The 19,255-nt window shown below is 40.8% G+C and carries 12 protein-coding genes; 7 read left to right on the top strand and 5 right to left on the bottom strand.

Going from position 1 to position 19,255, the window contains the following annotated elements; all coding sequences use genetic code 11:
* Nucleotides 1-126: 126 nt before the first annotated feature.
* Both pgi and OCK74_RS14215 read left to right on the top strand, forming a co-directional pair.
* Nucleotides 127-1,779 (top strand): glucose-6-phosphate isomerase, encoded by a 1,653-nt coding sequence (gene pgi / locus OCK74_RS14220; protein ID WP_279297715.1) that lies wholly within the window; start codon nt 127-129, stop codon nt 1,777-1,779.
* 233 nt (nt 1,780-2,012) lie between these two features.
* Nucleotides 2,013-3,539: an IS1182 family transposase gene (locus tag OCK74_RS14215; RefSeq protein WP_279297714.1), complete on the top strand. Its 1,527-nt coding sequence runs from the start codon at nt 2,013-2,015 to the stop codon at nt 3,537-3,539.
* Between the two features lie 216 nt (nt 3,540-3,755).
* On the opposite strand, the gene OCK74_RS14210 is transcribed toward OCK74_RS14215, so the two are convergent.
* The 3 genes from OCK74_RS14210 to OCK74_RS28090 form a co-directional block, all read right to left on the bottom strand.
* Entirely contained in the window at nt 3,756-4,163 is a 408-nt protein-coding gene (locus OCK74_RS14210; RefSeq protein ID WP_279297713.1) for a DUF3276 family protein, read from the bottom strand.
* 126 nt (nt 4,164-4,289) lie between these two features.
* Nucleotides 4,290-6,122: an ABC transporter ATP-binding protein gene (locus OCK74_RS14205; protein ID WP_279297712.1), complete on the bottom strand. Its 1,833-nt coding sequence runs from the start codon at nt 6,120-6,122 to the stop codon at nt 4,290-4,292.
* Nucleotides 6,123-6,198: 76 nt separating this feature from the next.
* Nucleotides 6,199-6,528 (bottom strand): four-helix bundle copper-binding protein, encoded by a 330-nt coding sequence (locus OCK74_RS28090; RefSeq protein ID WP_480287633.1) that lies wholly within the window; start codon nt 6,526-6,528, stop codon nt 6,199-6,201.
* 330 nt (nt 6,529-6,858) lie between these two features.
* Between OCK74_RS28090 and OCK74_RS14195 the strand changes: the two genes are divergently transcribed.
* From OCK74_RS14195 to purE, 5 genes are all read left to right on the top strand, one after another.
* Complete coding sequence (locus OCK74_RS14195) at nt 6,859-8,178, top strand: erythromycin esterase family protein (protein WP_279297711.1); 1,320 nt, start codon at nt 6,859-6,861, stop codon at nt 8,176-8,178.
* Nucleotides 8,179-8,509: 331 nt separating this feature from the next.
* The gene (locus OCK74_RS14190) at nt 8,510-9,484 is read left to right on the top strand and encodes an efflux RND transporter periplasmic adaptor subunit (RefSeq protein ID WP_279297710.1); all 975 of its coding nucleotides are present in this window, start codon (nt 8,510-8,512) and stop codon (nt 9,482-9,484) included.
* 36 nt (nt 9,485-9,520) lie between these two features.
* Complete coding sequence (locus OCK74_RS14185; protein ID WP_279297709.1) at nt 9,521-12,661, top strand: efflux RND transporter permease subunit; 3,141 nt, start codon at nt 9,521-9,523, stop codon at nt 12,659-12,661.
* Nucleotides 12,645-14,012 (top strand): TolC family protein, encoded by a 1,368-nt coding sequence (locus OCK74_RS14180; protein WP_279297708.1) that lies wholly within the window; start codon nt 12,645-12,647, stop codon nt 14,010-14,012. Before OCK74_RS14185 ends, OCK74_RS14180 begins: the two co-directional genes overlap by 17 nt.
* Before the next feature lie 80 nt (nt 14,013-14,092).
* The gene (purE, locus tag OCK74_RS14175) at nt 14,093-14,614 is read left to right on the top strand and encodes a 5-(carboxyamino)imidazole ribonucleotide mutase (RefSeq protein WP_279297707.1); all 522 of its coding nucleotides are present in this window, start codon (nt 14,093-14,095) and stop codon (nt 14,612-14,614) included.
* 124 nt (nt 14,615-14,738) lie between these two features.
* Here the strand turns inward: purE and bshC are convergent, their stop codons facing one another.
* Both bshC and OCK74_RS14165 read right to left on the bottom strand, forming a co-directional pair.
* Nucleotides 14,739-16,349 carry a bacillithiol biosynthesis cysteine-adding enzyme BshC gene (gene bshC / locus OCK74_RS14170; protein WP_279297706.1) on the bottom strand — a complete coding sequence of 537 codons (1,611 nt, stop codon included), beginning with the start codon at nt 16,347-16,349 and terminating at the stop codon, nt 14,739-14,741.
* A 139-nt stretch (nt 16,350-16,488) separates the two neighbouring features.
* Nucleotides 16,489-19,248, bottom strand: coding sequence for a putative LPS assembly protein LptD (locus OCK74_RS14165; protein ID WP_279297705.1), 2,760 nt, complete (start codon nt 19,246-19,248; stop codon nt 16,489-16,491).
* Nucleotides 19,249-19,255: the final 7 nt, after the last annotated feature.

Genomic DNA, 19,255 nt, shown 5'->3' with positions numbered 1-19,255 from the left:
GCTTAAAGCAATGAAAAAAGCGCTTATGGGAGATGGCCTTCTATGGCTTGTTCATAGTATCTTGTGCCTTTATCATTGGATCTGCAAAAACTATAAACCAAAAAAATCTAAACCATAAATTCAATCATGTTTCCGCGAATCAACCCCACCACAACAACTGCATGGAATGCACTGGAGCAACATGCTGAACAAATGAAACAGGTTCATATGAAAAGCTTGTTTCAGCAGGAAAAGAACCGCTTCGACCAATATAAGTTTCAATTAGATGATATTCTTGTTGACCTGTCTAAGAATATTATCACTGAAGAAACAAAAAATCTTCTGATCCAACTGGCAGAAGAATGCAAACTGAGAGACGCAATCAGTGCAATGTTTGAAGGCGATTTTATTAATGAAACTGAAAACCGTTCGGTTTTGCATGTGGCTTTACGCAACTTCTCAGACCAACCGGTTTACTCAGCCGGCAAAGATGTCATGGAGGAAGTACGCCGCGTACAGGCTCAAATGAAAGCCTTTTGCAGTAAAATACATAGTGGAGAATGGAAAGGCTATACTGGGAAAAAGATCCGGTATATAGTTAATATAGGTATAGGAGGAAGTGATCTTGGCCCATTCATGGTAACGGAAGCTTTGAAACCTTTCCAGGTAAATGGTATTGAAACCTTCTTTGTTTCCAATGTAGATGCCACCCACATTGCAGAAACTTTAAAGAAAATAAACGCAGAAGAAACCCTCTTCCTGGTTGCTTCTAAAACCTTTACAACCCAGGAAACCATGACCAATGCTCATACCGCACGGGAGTGGTTCCTGCAAACTGCTAAAGATGAAGCTCATGTCGCAAAACATTTTGCAGCACTTTCAACCAATGAAAAAGAAGTGACCAAGTTCGGAATAGATAGGGCAAATATGTTTGAATTCTGGGACTGGGTTGGCGGCCGCTATTCATTATGGAGTGCGATTGGACTATCGATTGCCCTAACAATCGGCTACGATAATTTTGAACAATTACTTAGAGGAGCACATGCCGCTGACCAGCATTTTCTGAATGCTGACTTCAATGAAAACATCCCTGTATTACTTGCCCTAATTGGTATTTGGTATGTAAACTTTTTCGGAGCCCAAAGCGAAGCAATTTTGCCTTACGACCAATACCTGCACCGCTTTGCAGCTTACTTCCAGCAGGGAAATATGGAAAGTAATGGAAAAAGTGTAGACCGCAACGGAGAGGAAGTAACTTATGCTACTGGTCCAATTATCTGGGGTGAACCAGGTACAAACGGGCAACATGCCTTCTATCAATTGATTCACCAGGGCACATTGCTGATACCTTGCGATTTCATTGCCCCGGCACAGAGCCATAATCCAATTGGCGACCATCACCCAAAGCTCTTATCTAACTTCTTTGCTCAAACAGAAGCATTGATGAATGGCAAAACCGAAGAAGAAGTAGAGCAGGAGTTGTTGCAACAAGGAAAAAGTGTAGATGAAATAGCAAAACTAGCTCCTTTCAAAATTTTCCCAGGCAACAGGCCGACCAATTCTATTCTTGTTAAAAAGCTCACTCCCTTCTCCTTAGGCGAACTGATTGCATTTTACGAGCATAAGATCTTTGTTCAGGGCGTGATCTGGAATATTTTCAGTTTTGATCAATGGGGAGTAGAGCTAGGTAAGCAGTTGGCCAATAAGATTTTGCCCGAATTAAAAGGTGAAGAAACTGTAACCTCGCACGATTCCTCGACAAATGGGTTGATCAATATGTATAAAAAGATGAGGAAATAAAATAACACAGCTCGGAGCTATCCCAAATCCGCTACTCAAGCAACAAAAACCTGAAGTTAGAATTTATTCTAAACTAGATACAGATAAAGAAGAGGGTGTCTCAAAAGTAAGAGACACCCTCTTTTATTTTTTGATATTTTATTTCAGTTTTTCAGGTGGGTTTATGCACAATTGTACTGTATAAGTTCTTGGTGTTTTAGTGCTGTTCTGTATTGTTTTTGCTGCCAATCTGTATGGCCAGAGGAAAAACCTTAAAAGTAGTTTTCAAAACAAGTGACCAGCACCAGAGCGTGCTGTTGCCCCTTGATCTCAGCGAGATGATTGCATTGGATCATCCTGTTCGGGTGGTCAACGAGGTGCTGGATAAAGTGAATATCAGCGCTCTGTTGGCTCAATACAAGCCCGGAGGCACCAGTAGTTATCACCCCCGCATGCTGCTTAAAGTACTGGTATACGCCTACATCAATAACATTTACAGCAGTCGAAAGATTGAACAGGAATTAGCACAGAATATTCACTTCCTGTGGCTCAGCGCCCTCAATAAGCCCGATCACAACACCATCAGCCGCTTTAGAAGCAATCGCTTACAGCAAACTCTGAAGCCAATCTTTACCCAGGTAGTGGTGTTGCTCTGTGAAGAAGGCCTGCTGAGCATCAAGGAGCTTTATACCGATGGTACTAAGATCGAAGCTAATGCCAACCGCTACACCTTTGTCTGGGGTAATGCCATCAGGACCAGCAGGGAGCGCATCAAAACACAGCTCGATGAACTATGGCAGTATGCCCAATCCGTGGCTGCCAGCGAACTGGAGGATACCGACCCTTCCGGTTTTGATCCCATCGATGGGGAAAAGGTGGCTCAAACCATTGAGAAGATCAATGAAGCCCTCAAGGATAAACCCGTTCATAAAGACGTCCGCCAGAAGTTGGGCTATGCCCAAAAGCACTGGCCAGCGGCCCTGCAGAAATACGAGCAGCAGGAAAAGATCATAGGGGAAAAGCGCAACAGCTACTCCAAGACGGATCCCGATGCCACCTTTATGCGGCTGAAAGAAGATCACATGAAAAACGGTCAGCTCAAGCCTGCCTACAATGTTCAAATCAGCACCAACCATCAGTTCATTGCCTGCTATAGTATTCATCAAAATCCCAGCGATACCAATACCTTGATAGATCATGTGGGCATGCATATAAAAGAGTATAAGCAAAAGCCCTCCTCCCTTACCGCCGATGCAGGTTATGGCAGTGAAGAGAACTACCAGTGGCTGGAACAAAAGCGCATTACCGCCTATGTAAAACACCAGCTGTTTGATCGCAATCAAAGACAAGGGAATGCTAAGCATCAGTTTGACTATGAGGAGCAAAAGGATCAATACCTCTGCCCCGCAGGCAAGGTGATGAAAAAGGTGGACTCTTATACACAGCGCACCAAAAACGGATATGAACAAAACATTAGCGTATACCAGACAAGCAAATGTGCTGGCTGTCCTTTACAACAGCAGTGCAACCCAGGCCAGGAGCAGCGCAGCCTGCACATCAATCACAACAAGGAGCGCCTGGTGGCACAGGCAGAGCAGCGACTAAAAACAAAGCGGGGCATGCAAAAACGAAAACAGCGGTGCTGTGATACTGAACCCGTGTTTGCCAACATCAAACATAACCATGGCTTCAAGAGATTCCTGTTGCGCGGCATCAACAAAGTAAACGTTGAAATGGGCTTAGTAGCACTGGCACACAACCTAAGGAAGAAAATAGCCTAGAAAACTAGGCAAAAAGTACACTTATGTACTAAAAAGTTTCCAAACGCCACCGGAAACTTTCTATAAACAAAAAGCAAAACAAACTAGTATTGAAATCAAAAAGGCCGCCTCATACTTTTGAGACGGCCTCTTCTTTATTAAATCAATTACCCACAAACTGAAAAACCCTCCAGAAGATGAAGGGTTTGGTCTCATATATACTTTTACTTGTGTTTCTTACCACTTATCTACATCTTCAGATGTAGCTGCTTTTACAGGGGTCACTTCGCTGATTGAAGCAGGAGCTTCACTCACATTTCCAATTTCTTCAATATCATGTTCACCCTCAACATAATCGTCATGATTATAGGCGTCGAAATCGAAGTCAGGCATTAATTCTGTTTTAACGTAGTCAACAGCTTCAGTCAATGCTTTGATAAACTTGTTGAAATCTTCTTTGTACAGAAAAATCTTGTGCCTGTCATAACCATTATCATTGAAACGCTTGCGGCTTTCTGTAATGGTTAAATAATAATCGTTGCCACGTGTTGCCCTTACATCAAAAAAATAGGTTCTGCGCTTACCTGCACGAATCCGCTTGCTGTAAATGCTTTCCATTTTTTTGTCATTGTTTTCGTACGCCACAGTCGTTAAATTTTACAGTTAATAAAATGTTTTGGTAAAGTTGTTTGTTCCTCACAAATATAATATTGTTTTTCATACAGCCAAAAAGACGTACAATCAATCATTATGATTTTAATCAGTATATTTTTATTCTTCATTATTTTCCTGCATCTGGTGGGCATACATTTCGGTATAAATACCCTCTTTGGCTAAAAGTTCTGCATGTGTACCCTGTTCTGCAATGCGACCATTTTCCAGGACAATAATCTTATGAAAATTTATCAAGTTAAATATCCGGTGCGTGATAAACAGTGAAGTTTTATTGTGTAAATATTGATCTAATTGTGATAAAATAGCCTTTTCAGTCCGCGCATCTACGGCACTCAAAGCATCATCCAGTATCAATACAGGTGCTTCTTTCATTAAAGCGCGGGCTATGGAAACACGCTGTTTCTGCCCTCCACTTAGGGTTACCCCCCGCTCGCCTACTACAGTTTTATATTTTTCAGGAAATCCTGCGATGTCTCTATCCACCACAGCCAAGGCCGCAGCTTGCTCTACTTTAGTTTTATCTTCCTGCACAGCGCCGAAAGCAATATTGTTTTCTATTGTATCACTAAATAAGAAACCATCCTGAGGCACATAACTGATTTGTTGACGCAGTGATTGCAGCTCAATATCCTTAATATTAACGCCATTAAGTATAATTTCGCCTGAGGTAACGTCATACATGCGCAGCAGCAATTGAGCTAAGGTACTCTTCCCGCTACCCGTTCGCCCAATTATAGCGATCCGCTCTCCGGGCTTGATCTCAAGGTTGAAATTCTTAAGCGCATGGATATTCGTATGTGGGTAGATAAAATTAACGTCCCGAAATTCAATTGGGCCATGAAGCGCAACTTTCTTATTTGATTGATTATTCTGTATTGCTGGTTTAGTATCCAGGAACTCATTTAGCCTCTTTTGTGAAGCCGATGCTCTTTGGACCATACTGGCTGTCCAACCAATGGCACTTACCGGGAACGTTAAAAGGTTAATATAAATCACAAATTCTACAATAGTATCTATGCCAATATTGTGCTGTCCATTAATATAATAAAGCCCCCCGATCATGATGGTAAGCAGGGTACTCAAACCAATGAACAATGTCATAGACGGAAAGTACAAGGCCTCTACTTTTGCCAATTCAGTTGCTCTCCTTTTATAAGTTTCGCTGTTTTGTTCAAAAAACCGGAGTTGTGCAGTTTCTTGAGCAAACGATTTAATGACCCGGATTCCGGAATAAGATTGCTGCGCATTGGTTGTTAGAGAAGCTAGGGTAGCCTGTAGCTCTTCGCTTTTTCTATGAATTATGGTGTTGACCAAATAGATGGTAGCCGCTAATACAGGTAAGGGAGCTAAAACATACAAAGTCAGTTCCACATCCCTCCGGAACATAAAAAATAAGCTTAATGATATCAAAGAAATGAGATTGACCACATACATAATGGCAGGACCTGTAAACATCCTGACCCGGCTTACATCCTCCGCCATGCGGCTCATCAGATCACCAACTGAATGCGATTTGAAAAAAGAAGTATCAAGCTTCTGATAATGAGCAAACACTTCGTTTTTCTGATCATATTCAATATGACGGCTCATTACAATAATTGTTTGTCTCATAAGGAACATAAACAAGCCGCGCAACAAAGCAAGAATCAGAATAGTTATACCACTTAATGCAACCACACCGCTGACAGAATATTGCGATTGCTCAACTTTGGCAATGAAAGCTTGCACCAATATATCATAAGAAGGCCTGTTGCCACTTGGCTGATATCCTGGCAAATTCAGAGATCGCTGAACGTAATCAATAACAAATCCGGTAACCTGCGGAGCTAATACTCCAAAATAATTGGAAATGATAATAAACAAAATACCAATCCCAAGACGAAAACGGTATTTCCAGAAATATTTATTAACTGCTTTTAAATGCTTCAAGGCTCACACAATTTCTGCAAATGTAACTGAGGTTCTTGACTTTGTATTGCAACTAAGAACCAAAGACTTTAAATGACTATACCATTCTCCTGCACTCTTCAGCACATTGACGGCAAACCTTTGAACATTCCTGGCAGTGGTCATTTTCATGTTTTGCACATTCAACTGCACATGCTTCGCACATTTCAGCACAAATGCGGCATACTTCATCTGCTTTCGAGCTCCCTAAACTCAATAATTGTGCTGTTGCATTACAAATGACAGCGCATTCCATATCTAATTGAATGCAATGTGCCATCATTTGAATCTCATACTCCTGAGTACATGCAGATGCACAATAATTGCAAATAGACGCACATCTTAAACAAGCCTCAATACAACTTTGATTTTGATGATATCCGGTCATAATTAAAGCATTTGTGCTTATAAGTTACAAACTCTAGTCCAAACATAAAAGCCTATTTTCCTGATGGAATATTATATTAATGTCCTTGAATACAAGAAAAGATATTATTCAGAAATGTGTGGTTAATCCTTTTCACTTATACTACCTAGTTCATCTCATGCTCTCTTTTAACTTTGGAAAGCATTTTTACCACCTGCTCATCAAGAAAATATATTTACAGCCGCGATATTCACTCACCGCTTGCGTCCCCAATCCTATTCCCCTAAGTACATTCCCACCTTCGCCTTGGCATAATGTTTCGGGTATATTTCATTATATAATGCCAGTTTTATGATATTCACAAAAACACATCAGGACGAACAGCAGGCTGTTCAATTTATAAAAGAAAGAAGCATAGAGATTAATCAAATGGTAGACCTCGACGTACTTATTGAGAGCATAGGCAATAAGCGGATCGTAATGTTAGGAGAAGCCACCCACGGAACTCATGAATACTACACTTGGCGCAGTTACATCAGCATACAATTAATTGAACGAAAGGGGTTCAACTTCATAGCTGTTGAGGGCGATTGGCCAGATTGCTATAGAATTAACAGGTATATAAAAGGAAAAGCCGGTACAAGCGCCTTGGAAATCCTGAAAACCTTCGACCGATGGCCAACCTGGATGTGGGCAAACTGGGAAATAGCAGCATTGACAGAGTGGTTGAACAACTACAATAAATCATTGCAGTATAATCAAAGGATCGGCTTTTATGGGCTTGATGTATATAGTCTTTGGGACTCTCTTCATGCCGTCAGGGAATACCTTCAAAAAGTAGATCCTCAGGCACTTACAAAAGCCGAAGAAGCTTTCCTATGCTTCGAACCATACAAAAATGATGAAGGAACATCCTATGCTTATGCTTCAAAAATGGTCCCTGATTTATGCCAGGAAGAAGTTGTCGGGCTTCTTCAGGAGATCCGGCGAAAGCTTCCTCAATACGATTCAGATGAAGAAGTCGTATTTAGCACAGAGCAGAATGCCCTGATTGCTGTCAATGCCGAAAAATATTACCGTGCCATGATCAACGGTGGTCCTCAATCCTGGAATGTCCGTGATAGCCACATGGAAGAAACTTTAGAAAGGCTTCTGGACTTTCACGGGCCAGATTCAAAGGCAATTGTTTGGGAACACAATACTCATATTGGTGATTCGAGAGCAACCGACATGACCGATGAAGGTATGTACAATATTGGAGAACTGGCGCGCACCCGCTATCCGGAGAAGGATGTAGCACTTGTTGGCTTCGGAAGCTATGAAGGCACAGTTATAGCAGGGAGCAGTTGGGGTGCCCCTATGAAGAAAATGGATTTGCCAGAAGCAAGAGACGGCAGTTGGGAATACCTTTTACATCTGGCAGATGATTCGAATAAACTACTGTTCATGGAAGATTTCAGGGATACCCCTTTTTTCGATCAACGGATCGGTCACAGAGCTGTTGGGGTAGTTTACAGACCACATTATGAAAGTTATGGCAACTATGTACCTACTATCTTGCCTCAGCGATATGATGCGTTTATTTATATTGACAAATCATCAGCACTGCATCCACTTCACTTGGCACCACACAGCCATCAGATGCCCGACACTTATCCATTTGGATTGTAGTACACCCCTGCATTTCCAAATGGCATCAAACTAGGTAATAATGATAAGAATATCTTATATATGTTTTTTATCACCTGCATGCTACCATTTTTCATCAAGTTCATACAATAGCCAGTTAATTAATGTTAATCCTACATTTTCAAGGCGTCCTTTAAAATACTTTTTTCCGATTTGTGGCTACTTTTGGCGCTTAAACCTTAATCGCCAATACCTTAAGATGAAATATTTGTTATACCTACTGTTTTTTAGTCTTTCCGTAACGATGCTCTTAATATCCTGTTCATCAAAAAGAAAAAAAGAAGTTTCTGCAACTCAGGGGCAACGTGGGGGCATGAAGCCGCCTCCACCCAAAGTAGATGTTTTTATAGTGCAAACAGAAACTATTAGCGAAACGATCGAAGTGTCAGGAACTCTGGTAGCCGACGAAGCTACTGAAATCCATCCTGAAGTTTCAGGACGTATCATCGGCCTTTACATCCGGGAAGGTGCTTTTATTGGTAAAGGAGCAATATTAGCAAAACTGTATGATGGAGACTTGCAGGCTCAAAAACGTAAACTTGAAGTTCAATTAAAAATTGCTGAGCAAACCGAAAACCGCTATCAACAATTGGAAAAAATTGGAGGTATCAGCAAGCAGGATTATGACATAACTGCGCTCCAGGTAAGTAACTTACGGGCAGATCTGGATATCATAAACACATCAATTGCCAAAACCGTTATTCGGGCACCTTTCAGTGGTAAATTAGGTTTAAAGGAAGTGAGCGTGGGGGCATTTGTTACGCCCCTAAGCATTCTGACTATAATTCAAAAGACCAGCGATATTAAGATTGATTTCAATGTTCCTGAAAAATACATTAACCAAATTCGGCCAGGAACTTTTGTAAATTTCACTGTGGATGGCAGCGATCGCAATTACTCAGCATTAGTGATGGCCACTGAATCCGGCATAGCTCAGGCAACCCGTAGCCTTACCATTCGTGCTCGTGTGAAAGGAGATCAAACCGGTCTGGTTCCAGGTGGATTTGCCAAAGTAAAGTTGAACTTTGATCCCAATAGCAATGCTTTGATGATCCCTAGTCAGGCTATCGTTCCTCAGGCCAGAGGTAAAAAAACTGTTTTATTTAGTAATGGAACTGCAAAGTTTGTGGACGTAACAACTGGCGTACGCGATTCAAGTATGGTGCAAATCACAAGCGGATTGAATAAAGGAGACACAGTAGTTGTTACGGGGCTGCTCAGTGTAAAACCAGGAGCCCCTATCACCCTGGCTAAAGTAGTTAATCAATCATCAGCATCAATCCAATAAAATTGATTGCTGAAATATTTATAAAAAGACTATCTCATGAACATTTCAGAAATAAGTTTGCGGAGGCCGGTTTTGGCCATTGTGCTGAACATCATTATTGTGCTGTTCGGAGTAATTGGATTTAAGTTTCTGGGTGTACGCGATTATCCGGCCATTGATCCTCCCAATATCAATGTAAGAACCTCCTACCCGGGAGCTAACCCGGATATTATTGAATCGCAAATCACCGAACCACTCGAAAAAGCTATCAATGGCATCGCTGGTGTAAAGAATATTACATCCCTAAGTAGCTCGGGTTCCAGCAATATCAATGTTGAATTTGATTTAAGTGTTGACCTTGAAGCCGCTGCTAATGACGTCCGCGATAAGGTTTCTCAAGCCACTCGTTCCCTGCCCTCCGATTTGGATGCCCCGCCAGTAGTATCAAAGGCTGACGCCTCTTCTGATGCCATCATTTCAATGACGGTCCAAAGCAACACACGGAATCAGCTAGAAATAACAGAATGGGCCAATAACGTATTAGTGGAAAGATTGCAAACAATTCCAGGTGTAAGCTCTATACAGATTTGGGGAGAAAAGCGTTACGCCATGCGCATTTGGTTTAATCCTGAAAAATTAACAGCCTATAATCTAACGCCCAACGATGTACAAACAGCCTTGTTGCAACAAAACGTAGAGTTACCTTCCGGCAAAATTTCAGGTAATGCAACGGAATTAACGGTAAGGACTTTTGGCCGTCTGAATACTGAAGAAGAATTCAACAACATTATTGTCAAAAATGTCGCAGGTAGTGACGTCCGCATTAAAGACATCGGAGAAGCTGTATTAGGGCCAGAAAATGAAGAAACAGTCTTAAAAGAAAGTGGCATTCCGATGATTGCGCTTGCGATCGTGCCACAGCCTGGTTCGAATTATGTTTCCATCTCCAATGAATTTTACAAACGTTTCGAACAGATCAAGAAAGAAATGCCCGAGGACATCAAGCTCAACATTGCTCTCGATCAAACAAAATTCATTAAGAAATCCATTTTAGAAGTTGAAGAAACCTTGATCATTGCTTTTTTATTGGTGGTGCTGATCATTTACCTGTTCTTCAGGGACTGGTTGATTGCATTCCGACCATTGATAGATATACCGGTTTCACTGATAGGAGCATTTTTCATCATGTATGTTGCTGGTTTTACTATTAATGTACTTACTCTTCTGGCAATCGTTCTCGCAACAGGTCTGGTGGTGGACGATGGAATTGTGGTTACTGAGAATATTTATAAAAAGATGGAGCGCGGTATGAATAAATGGAAGGCCGCGAAGGAAGGCTCTAAAGAAATATATTTCGCCGTAATTTCTACTTCCATCACCTTGGCTGTAGTGTTCTTGCCAATTATTTTTCTGGAAGGTTTTGTGGGAAGATTATTTCGTGAATTTGGTATTGTGGTAGCAGGCGCAGTTCTGATTTCAGCCTTCGTTTCTCTTACCCTCACACCGGTTCTGAACGTAAAAATGACCCGTAAGGACGTACACAAACATTCTTGGTTCTATCATAAGACAGAACCGTTCTTTAGGGGTATGGAAAACGGGTATCAATCACTGCTGACCCGTTTTATGAAAGTACGCTGGGTAGCCTTCATAGTGATTGCAGTTTGTGCTAGTATCATTTATTTTATTGGAGGCAGTATTCAGTCAGAATTAGCCCCTATGGAAGACCGTAGCCAGTTCAGACTTCAAGTAACTGCACCAGAAGGCACTTCGTTTGATGCAATGGATAAATATATAGATCGCCTGAACAACTTAATGTTGGACTCTGTGCCCGAAAAACAGACTATTCTTTCTGTAACTTCTCCGGGCTTCAGTGGTTCTGGTTCAGCCAATTCGGGTTTTGTTCGATTAACTCTGGTTGATCCAAACGAAAGAGAGCGTTCTCAAAAAGATATTGTATCTATGGTAAACCGGAATCTACCAAAATATAACGAGGGTAGAGCTTTTGCCATTGAAGAGCAAACCATTGCTGTTAACCGCCGCGGTGGCTTGCCGGTACAGTTTGTTATCCAAAACAACGACTTTAATAAACTGGCACAAGTACTCCCACGCTTCCTGGAAGAAGCAGGTAATAATCCGACCTTTCAAAGTGTTGACGCTGACCTGAAATTTAATAAACCTGAATTAAGAGTAAACATTGACCGCTTGAAAGCAAGCGAATTAGGTGTTAGTGTTGAGGATGTATCTCAAACACTCCAACTAGCATTAAGTAACCGCCGACTGGGTTATTTTATCAAAGAGGGTAAACAGTACCAGGTAATTGGCCAGGTGGCACGTTCAGACCGAGACGATCCCATGGATCTGAAAAGCATGTATGTTAGAAATGCTGCTGGAAACATGATCAGCCTGGACAATCTGGTTTCATTTGAAGAAGCGACAACGCCTTCTACTATTTACCACTTTAACCGGTACAAATCTGCAACTGTTTCTGCAGGGCTGGCACCTGGTAAAACCATTGGGGATGGAATCAAAGCAATGCAGTCAATTGCAGATAAATTACTGGATGAGACTTTTGCAACATCACTATCTGGTAGCAGTCGGGATTATGCCGAAAGCTCAAGTAATATAGCCTTTGCATTTTTACTGGCACTGGTCTTTATCTTCCTGGTATTGGCAGCACAATTTGAAAGCTTCATCGACCCCCTGATTATTATGCTTACAGTGCCTCTTGCCATTGCAGGTGCATTGTTATCGCTTTGGGCGTTTGACCAAACCTTAAATATATTTTCTGAGATTGGTATGATCATGCTGATTGGCCTGGTAACGAAGAATGGTATTCTAATTGTTGAATTCGCCAATCAGAACCGTCTACATGGCATGAAGAAAGGCGAAGCTGTAATTTATGCTGCCAGCCAACGACTGCGTCCTATTTTAATGACAAGCCTTGCCATGGCACTTGGTGCATTACCCCTGGCTCTTTCACTAGGGGCTGCAGCAACTAGCCGTATTCCGTTAGGTATCGTGATTGTAGGAGGTATCGTGTTTTCTTTGATACTTACGCTCTTTGTAATACCTGCTATGTATTCCTACTTATCTTCCAAAAAGAAACGCAATGAACTGGAAGTAATGGAAGAAGCAGAACAGAAAGAAATGATCACCCAACATGAAAAACAGGTACACGCTCATGAACTCGAAAATTAAAAACTGCATACAACTGAATCCCTGGATAACAATTCCTAATCTCTTTGTTAGTATTGTAACATTCTTAGTATTATCCACTTCCGCAAAGGCACAACAACAGACACTGTCTATTGAAGATGCAATTGCCATTTCGCTGGCAAATAACTATGACATATTGTTGTCCAGGAATGATTCTTCTCTGGCAGCCTTGGATTATTCTTATTCAGTCTATGCTTTTGCGCCTCGTCTGAATGCAACTGGAGGAATGATCTATAATATTGTAGACAATAAAAGGGTACTCGCAAATGGTACTAAAAGAGATGGGAACAACATAAAGTCCAGCAACCTTACAGCATCTGTAAGCCTTAACTGGACACTGTTCGATGGCCTGAAAATGTTTGCAACACGGAAAAAGTTAGGAGAATTTATGGAACTGGGCGAGTTGCAGATCAAAAACCAGGTTGTTACATCTGTTGCCGAAGTAATGCGGACTTATTATGACATCGTCCGACAACAGCAACAATTAAAGGCCATTGAAGAACAGATGGATTTGATCAACGAGCGATTAAAACTGGCGCAATACAAACTCGATATTGGAACCGGCGCTAAACCAGATATGTTGCAGGCTCAAATTGACTTGAATGCCCAAAGGTCCGCCCACATGACACAACAAACCAATATTCTGAAACTAAAAGAACAGCTCAATCAGTTACTGGCAGTATCGGTGAACACCAACTATTCAGTTATTGATAGCATTCCTATTAATGCAACTCTTTCATTGGATGCTATTCAATCGGGCGTAACTTCTGTGAATCCACAGTTATTGATCACACAAAAGAATCTGGACATTGCACAGCTCACGTTAAAAGAAAAAAAAGCAGATCGCTTTCCTGTAATCTCATTTAACTCTGCTTACAACTTTAATCGCAATGATAATAAATCAGTAGTTGACCCCTATCAACCTTTATTTAACCAAAATAGAGGTTTTAACTACGGTTTAGCTGCGACTATTCCACTATTTAATGGCATGAATACGCGAAGATTGATTAAGTCCGCAGAATTAGACATAAAATATCAGGAATTATTATATAAAAGGGACCTTGCTCAAATTACCTCCAGCATTGCTAACGCATATAAGGACTATGACCTCCATAAGCGCACCTTGCAATTGGAAGAAGATAACATCAAGCTAGTCCGGGAAAATCTATTCATCGCGCGTGAACGTTACCGACTAGGTGTCTCTACTTTTCTGGAAATGCGGGAAGCCCAACGCAGCCTGGAGGATGCCAACAATAGGTTAATTGGAGCCAGATACAATACAAAAGTTGCTGAAATAGAACTAATGAGGTTAAGAGGCGATTTAGTGCAGTAATTGAATAAATTAAGCAAAAAAAAAATAAAAATTGAATGACAGCAACTTTCTTTGCAAACTACAATAAACTTTTACATTAGATGAACCAAACTCCTTCCGTCGGTATTATAATGGGTAGTGACAGCGATCTTCCAGTAATGAAAGCGGCAGCCGAAATATTGCAATTCTTTGGTGTTTCTTTTGAACTGACGGTTGTTTCTGCGCACCGTACACCCCAACGTATGATGCAGTATGCCGAAACTGCAAAAGAAAGAGGTTTGAAAATTATCATAGCTGGAGCTGGTGGCGCTGCACATTTGCCTGGTATGGTAGCAGCGATTACACCCTTGCCAGTTATTGGCGTACCCATTAAATCAAGCAATTCTATTGACGGATGGGATTCTATTCTCTCTATTTTGCAGATGCCCAATGGTGTACCTGTGGCAACGGTTGCTTTAAATGCTGCAAAAAATGCAGGCATACTTGCTGCTAAAATTTTAGGCGCATCAGACGAATCCCTTAGCAAAAAGATTACACTTTATATGGAGCAATTAAAAAAAGAGGTACATGAAAAGGTGGAGCATCTGCAGTCTGGTGGTTATCCTAACAACTTTGACGTTTAACCTGGCTTTTGTACAATTCTCCTTCCGCATCATCACTGGCTTTTTACAATATGCATTTATATGTGCTGGATGATGATGCGCCAGATCTACTGGTTCTGAATGGCGAATGAAGAAGTTCGGTTCTTCATTCGCCATTCGATTGATACGACATTACAGTAAACTGTTGTTCCAGGGTCAATGAAAAAGTATACAGTTCTTGTATCAATTCTTTACCATACACTGCATACCAATAAGTAATATTATCATGCCGTTCCTGTAAACCATTTTTAGGAAACAGATGGCTTCTGATAGCTGTAATTTGCCGCTCCTCAGACTCAAACTTTTTCTTTTCCGCACGTAGCATTTTCTTTTCAAGCTCCTTCAGCAGTTTCAACGATCTCGTTTTGATAGCAGCAACATGAGGAGCCAGGGTGGCATCAATAGCTTCAGCCTGCCTCTTTATTTCCTCATAAACTTCTTCAGCTTTCGACAAGCTTCCGTTGAGTGAAAGATTCAGTGTAGATGCTCTTAAAACCAACTTATTCAACAAATATTCTTCATGCTGAAAAATATCTTCCAGAGACAATGCAAGCTTTTCGATCTTGCGCTTCAATTTATCTTCTATTAACAGGAATGAATTACGAAGAATCAATACTGGAAAAGGAGTTTGATAATGATCAAATAAGGCTTTCAATTGAAGCCAGTAAGCGAGTTCACCACCTCCCCCGATAAAAATTATATTAGGCAAAATGGTTTCCTGGAATAATCCACGAAGAATGACATTCGGGCTAAAGCGCTCAGGGTGTTCGAGTAACTCTATTTGTATTTCTTCTAAAGTAAATGTAATTTCTGTATTGTGAACCTGGAAATTGTTGCCGTTTCTTATAATGCGTTCGCGGATATGATCCTTCAAATAAAAAAGGTTGATATCTCTTGGGTTTGCCTGAGCATTATATTGCTGTGATAAGTTTTCTGAGGTTGCTGATACTATGGCAGAAGGCTTTTGATTCAAAAGATCATCTTGAAATACGGGCAACATACATCGCTTTAAATCTGGATGATCAGGAATCAGTACAACCAAACCAAAATCAGCAAATAAGTGATGTACCAACTCAAATGTTGCCTGCTGGATAGTTTCACCCTTGCGGAATACCTTCCGGACGATCTCCATTATTTCACTCCCATGTGGATAGACACTCAGCTGACCTTCCAACTCATGAATGATCCTGATCAAAAGATCATCAACTTTCATCCTTCCAACTGCTCCTGTTTGTGTTGTCTGCCACTCATACTTCTTACCATCAACATTAAAATGATTCAGCTCTGCCAGGTCTGCATCTTCTGAGCCTATATAATAAACTGGAACAAAATGATATTCTGGGAATTGCTGTTGTAAATAATCAGCCAGCTTTATGGCATGAAGTATCTTATATATAAAATATAGAGGGCCCGTAAACAAATTTGGCTGATGTGCCGTACAAATAGTAAATGTATTTTCCGAAAGCAGGGCTTCTATATTCCCATTTACTTTTTCTGATGGAACTACTCCCCCATACTGACCTTGTAAAATCTTAACAAGCAAGGACCGATCAATAACTTGCGATTTCTTTAATTGAATAGCCTGCCTTATACCTTCTAATGTGGGCCTGAATGAATAAAATTGCTGCAGATTTGGGGCATCTTCTAAATAATCTATAATGATCTTAGAGAAAACTCCTGTTTGCTGATATGGTAACTGGTGAGCAGAAAAATGCATAGGAATGCGAAGTTAATTATTTGGGATTTGAAGTTTTAACATCGAAAACTTAAACTTATCCTCATGTATCGCAAATAAGTGAATTCAGGAAATACCAGATCATAGGTGCTTAGGTTTGGCAATTCCTGAATTCAATTTATCAATAATTATAAAAATACCTCGAACGGTTGATTTTCAGATCCTGCAGAATACCAGACTTAGGACTTATGGTAAAGTTAAAAGAGCGGTAAACACCTACTGGTGTTACACCGATAGACATTTGCCAGCAGTGCATTTCACGGTTGATGGACATAGTAAATGTTTGAAGCTTCTTCGTTATGACATCGAAGTAGCCATTCGTACTAAAGTTCCATTTAGGCGTTAAACTAAAACTGTTACTGAACGACAGGTTAGAGTTCAACTCGGTTTCAAAACCACTATAATCAGACTTAGGACGACGGTTAAAACCTAATGCAAATGAGAGACTGATTTGCCAGGGCACATTGAAATCTACAAACTCAGCTGGATTGCGGCGCATGTAATCCATTAATTGCTGCTGGTCAGCCACCAGGTTAGGATCTGTGATCCGATTCAGATCGGCAGCATCGGGCTGCTCTTGCTTAGTTTTACCTTCCTTTTCATCTTTGGTTTTACTTTGGAAACTGGTAGACATTGAAATACTTCCATAAGTTATCTGGCCAAGATTGAACCCTGGACCCTCCCAGGCAAACTGGTTAATGGGTCGGCCATATTGGTCTGTTTTATATGGAGAGTACAATGCGCTGGCTGTTAGGTTTATTTTTTCAAATAACGTGCTTCTTAAATAAAGGTTGAAATTTTGAAGCTTAAGTGAATCTGCCAAAAAGTTATAGCCGCTGTTGAATCCAAAGCCATCAATTAAACGGACTTTTTTAATGGCATTTTCACCAGTATCTTTTTTAGAGCGCCACTTCATTTCAAGATTGTTGTCAATACCAAACGAAATACCACCATATTGACCTTTACTGAAACCAGAACCCATCAGATTGCCCGCAAATTCAGAAAACTCCAGCTCACGCCCAGTACTATCCACGATCACTTTATAATAATGATGTTTGGATAGATCTGGCCGGTAGTTGATACTGAACGTTGGCCTCATAACATGTCGTAGCGCAGCAAGCCTTGAATTCCTGAATTGGAAGGTCCCAAATAAAGAAGTATTGAATCCTAAACCAAATGACATTTGTCTATCTGTAAATAGCCCTTTGCTATAACTTGTATCTAATTTTTTCGTAACATCATTCCATTTTAAATGTGATTGCTTTTGCAGCCATACTTCTTCATAGGATACTGAAGGGGAAATCAGTAATGGTCCCATTGGCGGTAATGAAAGAGTGATTGGAATCCGGTGCGATGCACCCCATTGCATGGTGTCAAGCAAATGATCAAAAGAAAATAATGAATCGTAAAATGAAATCTGGTTACGGAAGGAACCGCTATAGCCTATACCCAGTTTTTCATACCACTTTGGAGTACCCACTAATTCCTGACGTTGCAAAGGATAAAGGGTATTCACTGTAAAGCCAGCATCTGGTAATGTTAAATTAATTAGTCGGGTATTATTATTCTGGTTATGATTGGCACTCAGTGTAAGGTTGTAGGGTTTACCAGCCCAGTTTTTCGAGTATGCAATAGACGAACTCAACTGGTTCTGGAAATTTTTATATGGATTGTTGGCTACATACTGGTTGTATTTTGTAGAACCAGCGTTTACGTTGGCGGAAAATGATGTCCCTGGCCTTGCCCGCTGGTCAACGCTATGGCTCCAGTTAATCTGGAAGGTTTTAACCAGGTTATAATCAGGATCACCTTTAAAATTGAATTTCGTATGCTGCAAACTGAAATTCATTGATCCATTATATCGGTAACGCACCCGGTAAGTAGGGGTCAGTGTTGCACTCCAACCACCGTAAGAGTAAATATTTCCCCTTAGTGTTACATCAAAATTATCGTTCAATACTTTATAATAACCAACCCCTTCAAGCCCTACTCCAAAGTCTTCATTGGTAGTATACTGGGGAGGTAAAAATCCTGAATGTCGCCCACTGCTCAATGGAAAAAAACCAAAGGGCAGGTAAACGGGAACAGGAACACCCTCGAATTCAGGGTGAGTCGGACCTGAAACAGCTATTTTTTTATTTATGACCTTCAACTTGTTGGTCCTGAAAGCAAAGTGAGGCTCATCGAGGTTACAGGTTGTAAAACGCCCACGGCTAATAAAAACTGTTTTATCATCTATCTTTTTTATCTTCTCACCTTGGATGAACATTTCCTCCTGCTGTGTAAAGGTATTACGGGTAATCCCCCTTTGACTTTTGAAATTAAACGCAATAGTATCTGAATCAAATACATTAGTACCTTGTTCAAAATGGGCACGATTCAATACATCCCCTAAACTATCCCTGTCTGCAATGGCAGTCAGAATATGCGTCTCCTGGTCCAGTGCTACCACAGGAGCAGTAAGTGTTACATCTTTATAGGTGGTCTTTGTTTTACCATAAAGCAAAACCCGCTTTTCCGGCACCTGGATGACTGCACTATCTTCAGCTTCATAGTTTACAGGGGCCTCTAAAGTATCTTTTGATATTTTAAAGGAAAAAGTATCCACCCGTACATTACCAGGCGTTGTATCTCTATTAGGGACAGTATCCGTTTCTGAAATGATATTTCTGTTACTTGAAGAATCCCGAAATAGTGGTAAAGAAGGTTTTTTTTTACTGGAGTCTCGGTTCGGTTTGGGAATGGTATCCTGCCTTTTTGTTAAAAGGCTGTAAAATTCCCATCCACTTACTGGATGGGCTTCGCCTTTCCATGTTAATGCAGAGCAAAATGTAACAATAACAATACCCGAAAAGATTTTTTTTGATCTAAATTTGTGCATACCCGTC

The sequence above is a fragment of the Paraflavisolibacter caeni genome (assembly GCF_025628885.1).
In the GTDB taxonomy this organism is placed as follows: domain Bacteria; phylum Bacteroidota; class Bacteroidia; order Chitinophagales; family Chitinophagaceae; genus Flavisolibacter; species Flavisolibacter caeni.
This window is presented reverse-complemented; position numbering and strand designations above follow the sequence as displayed.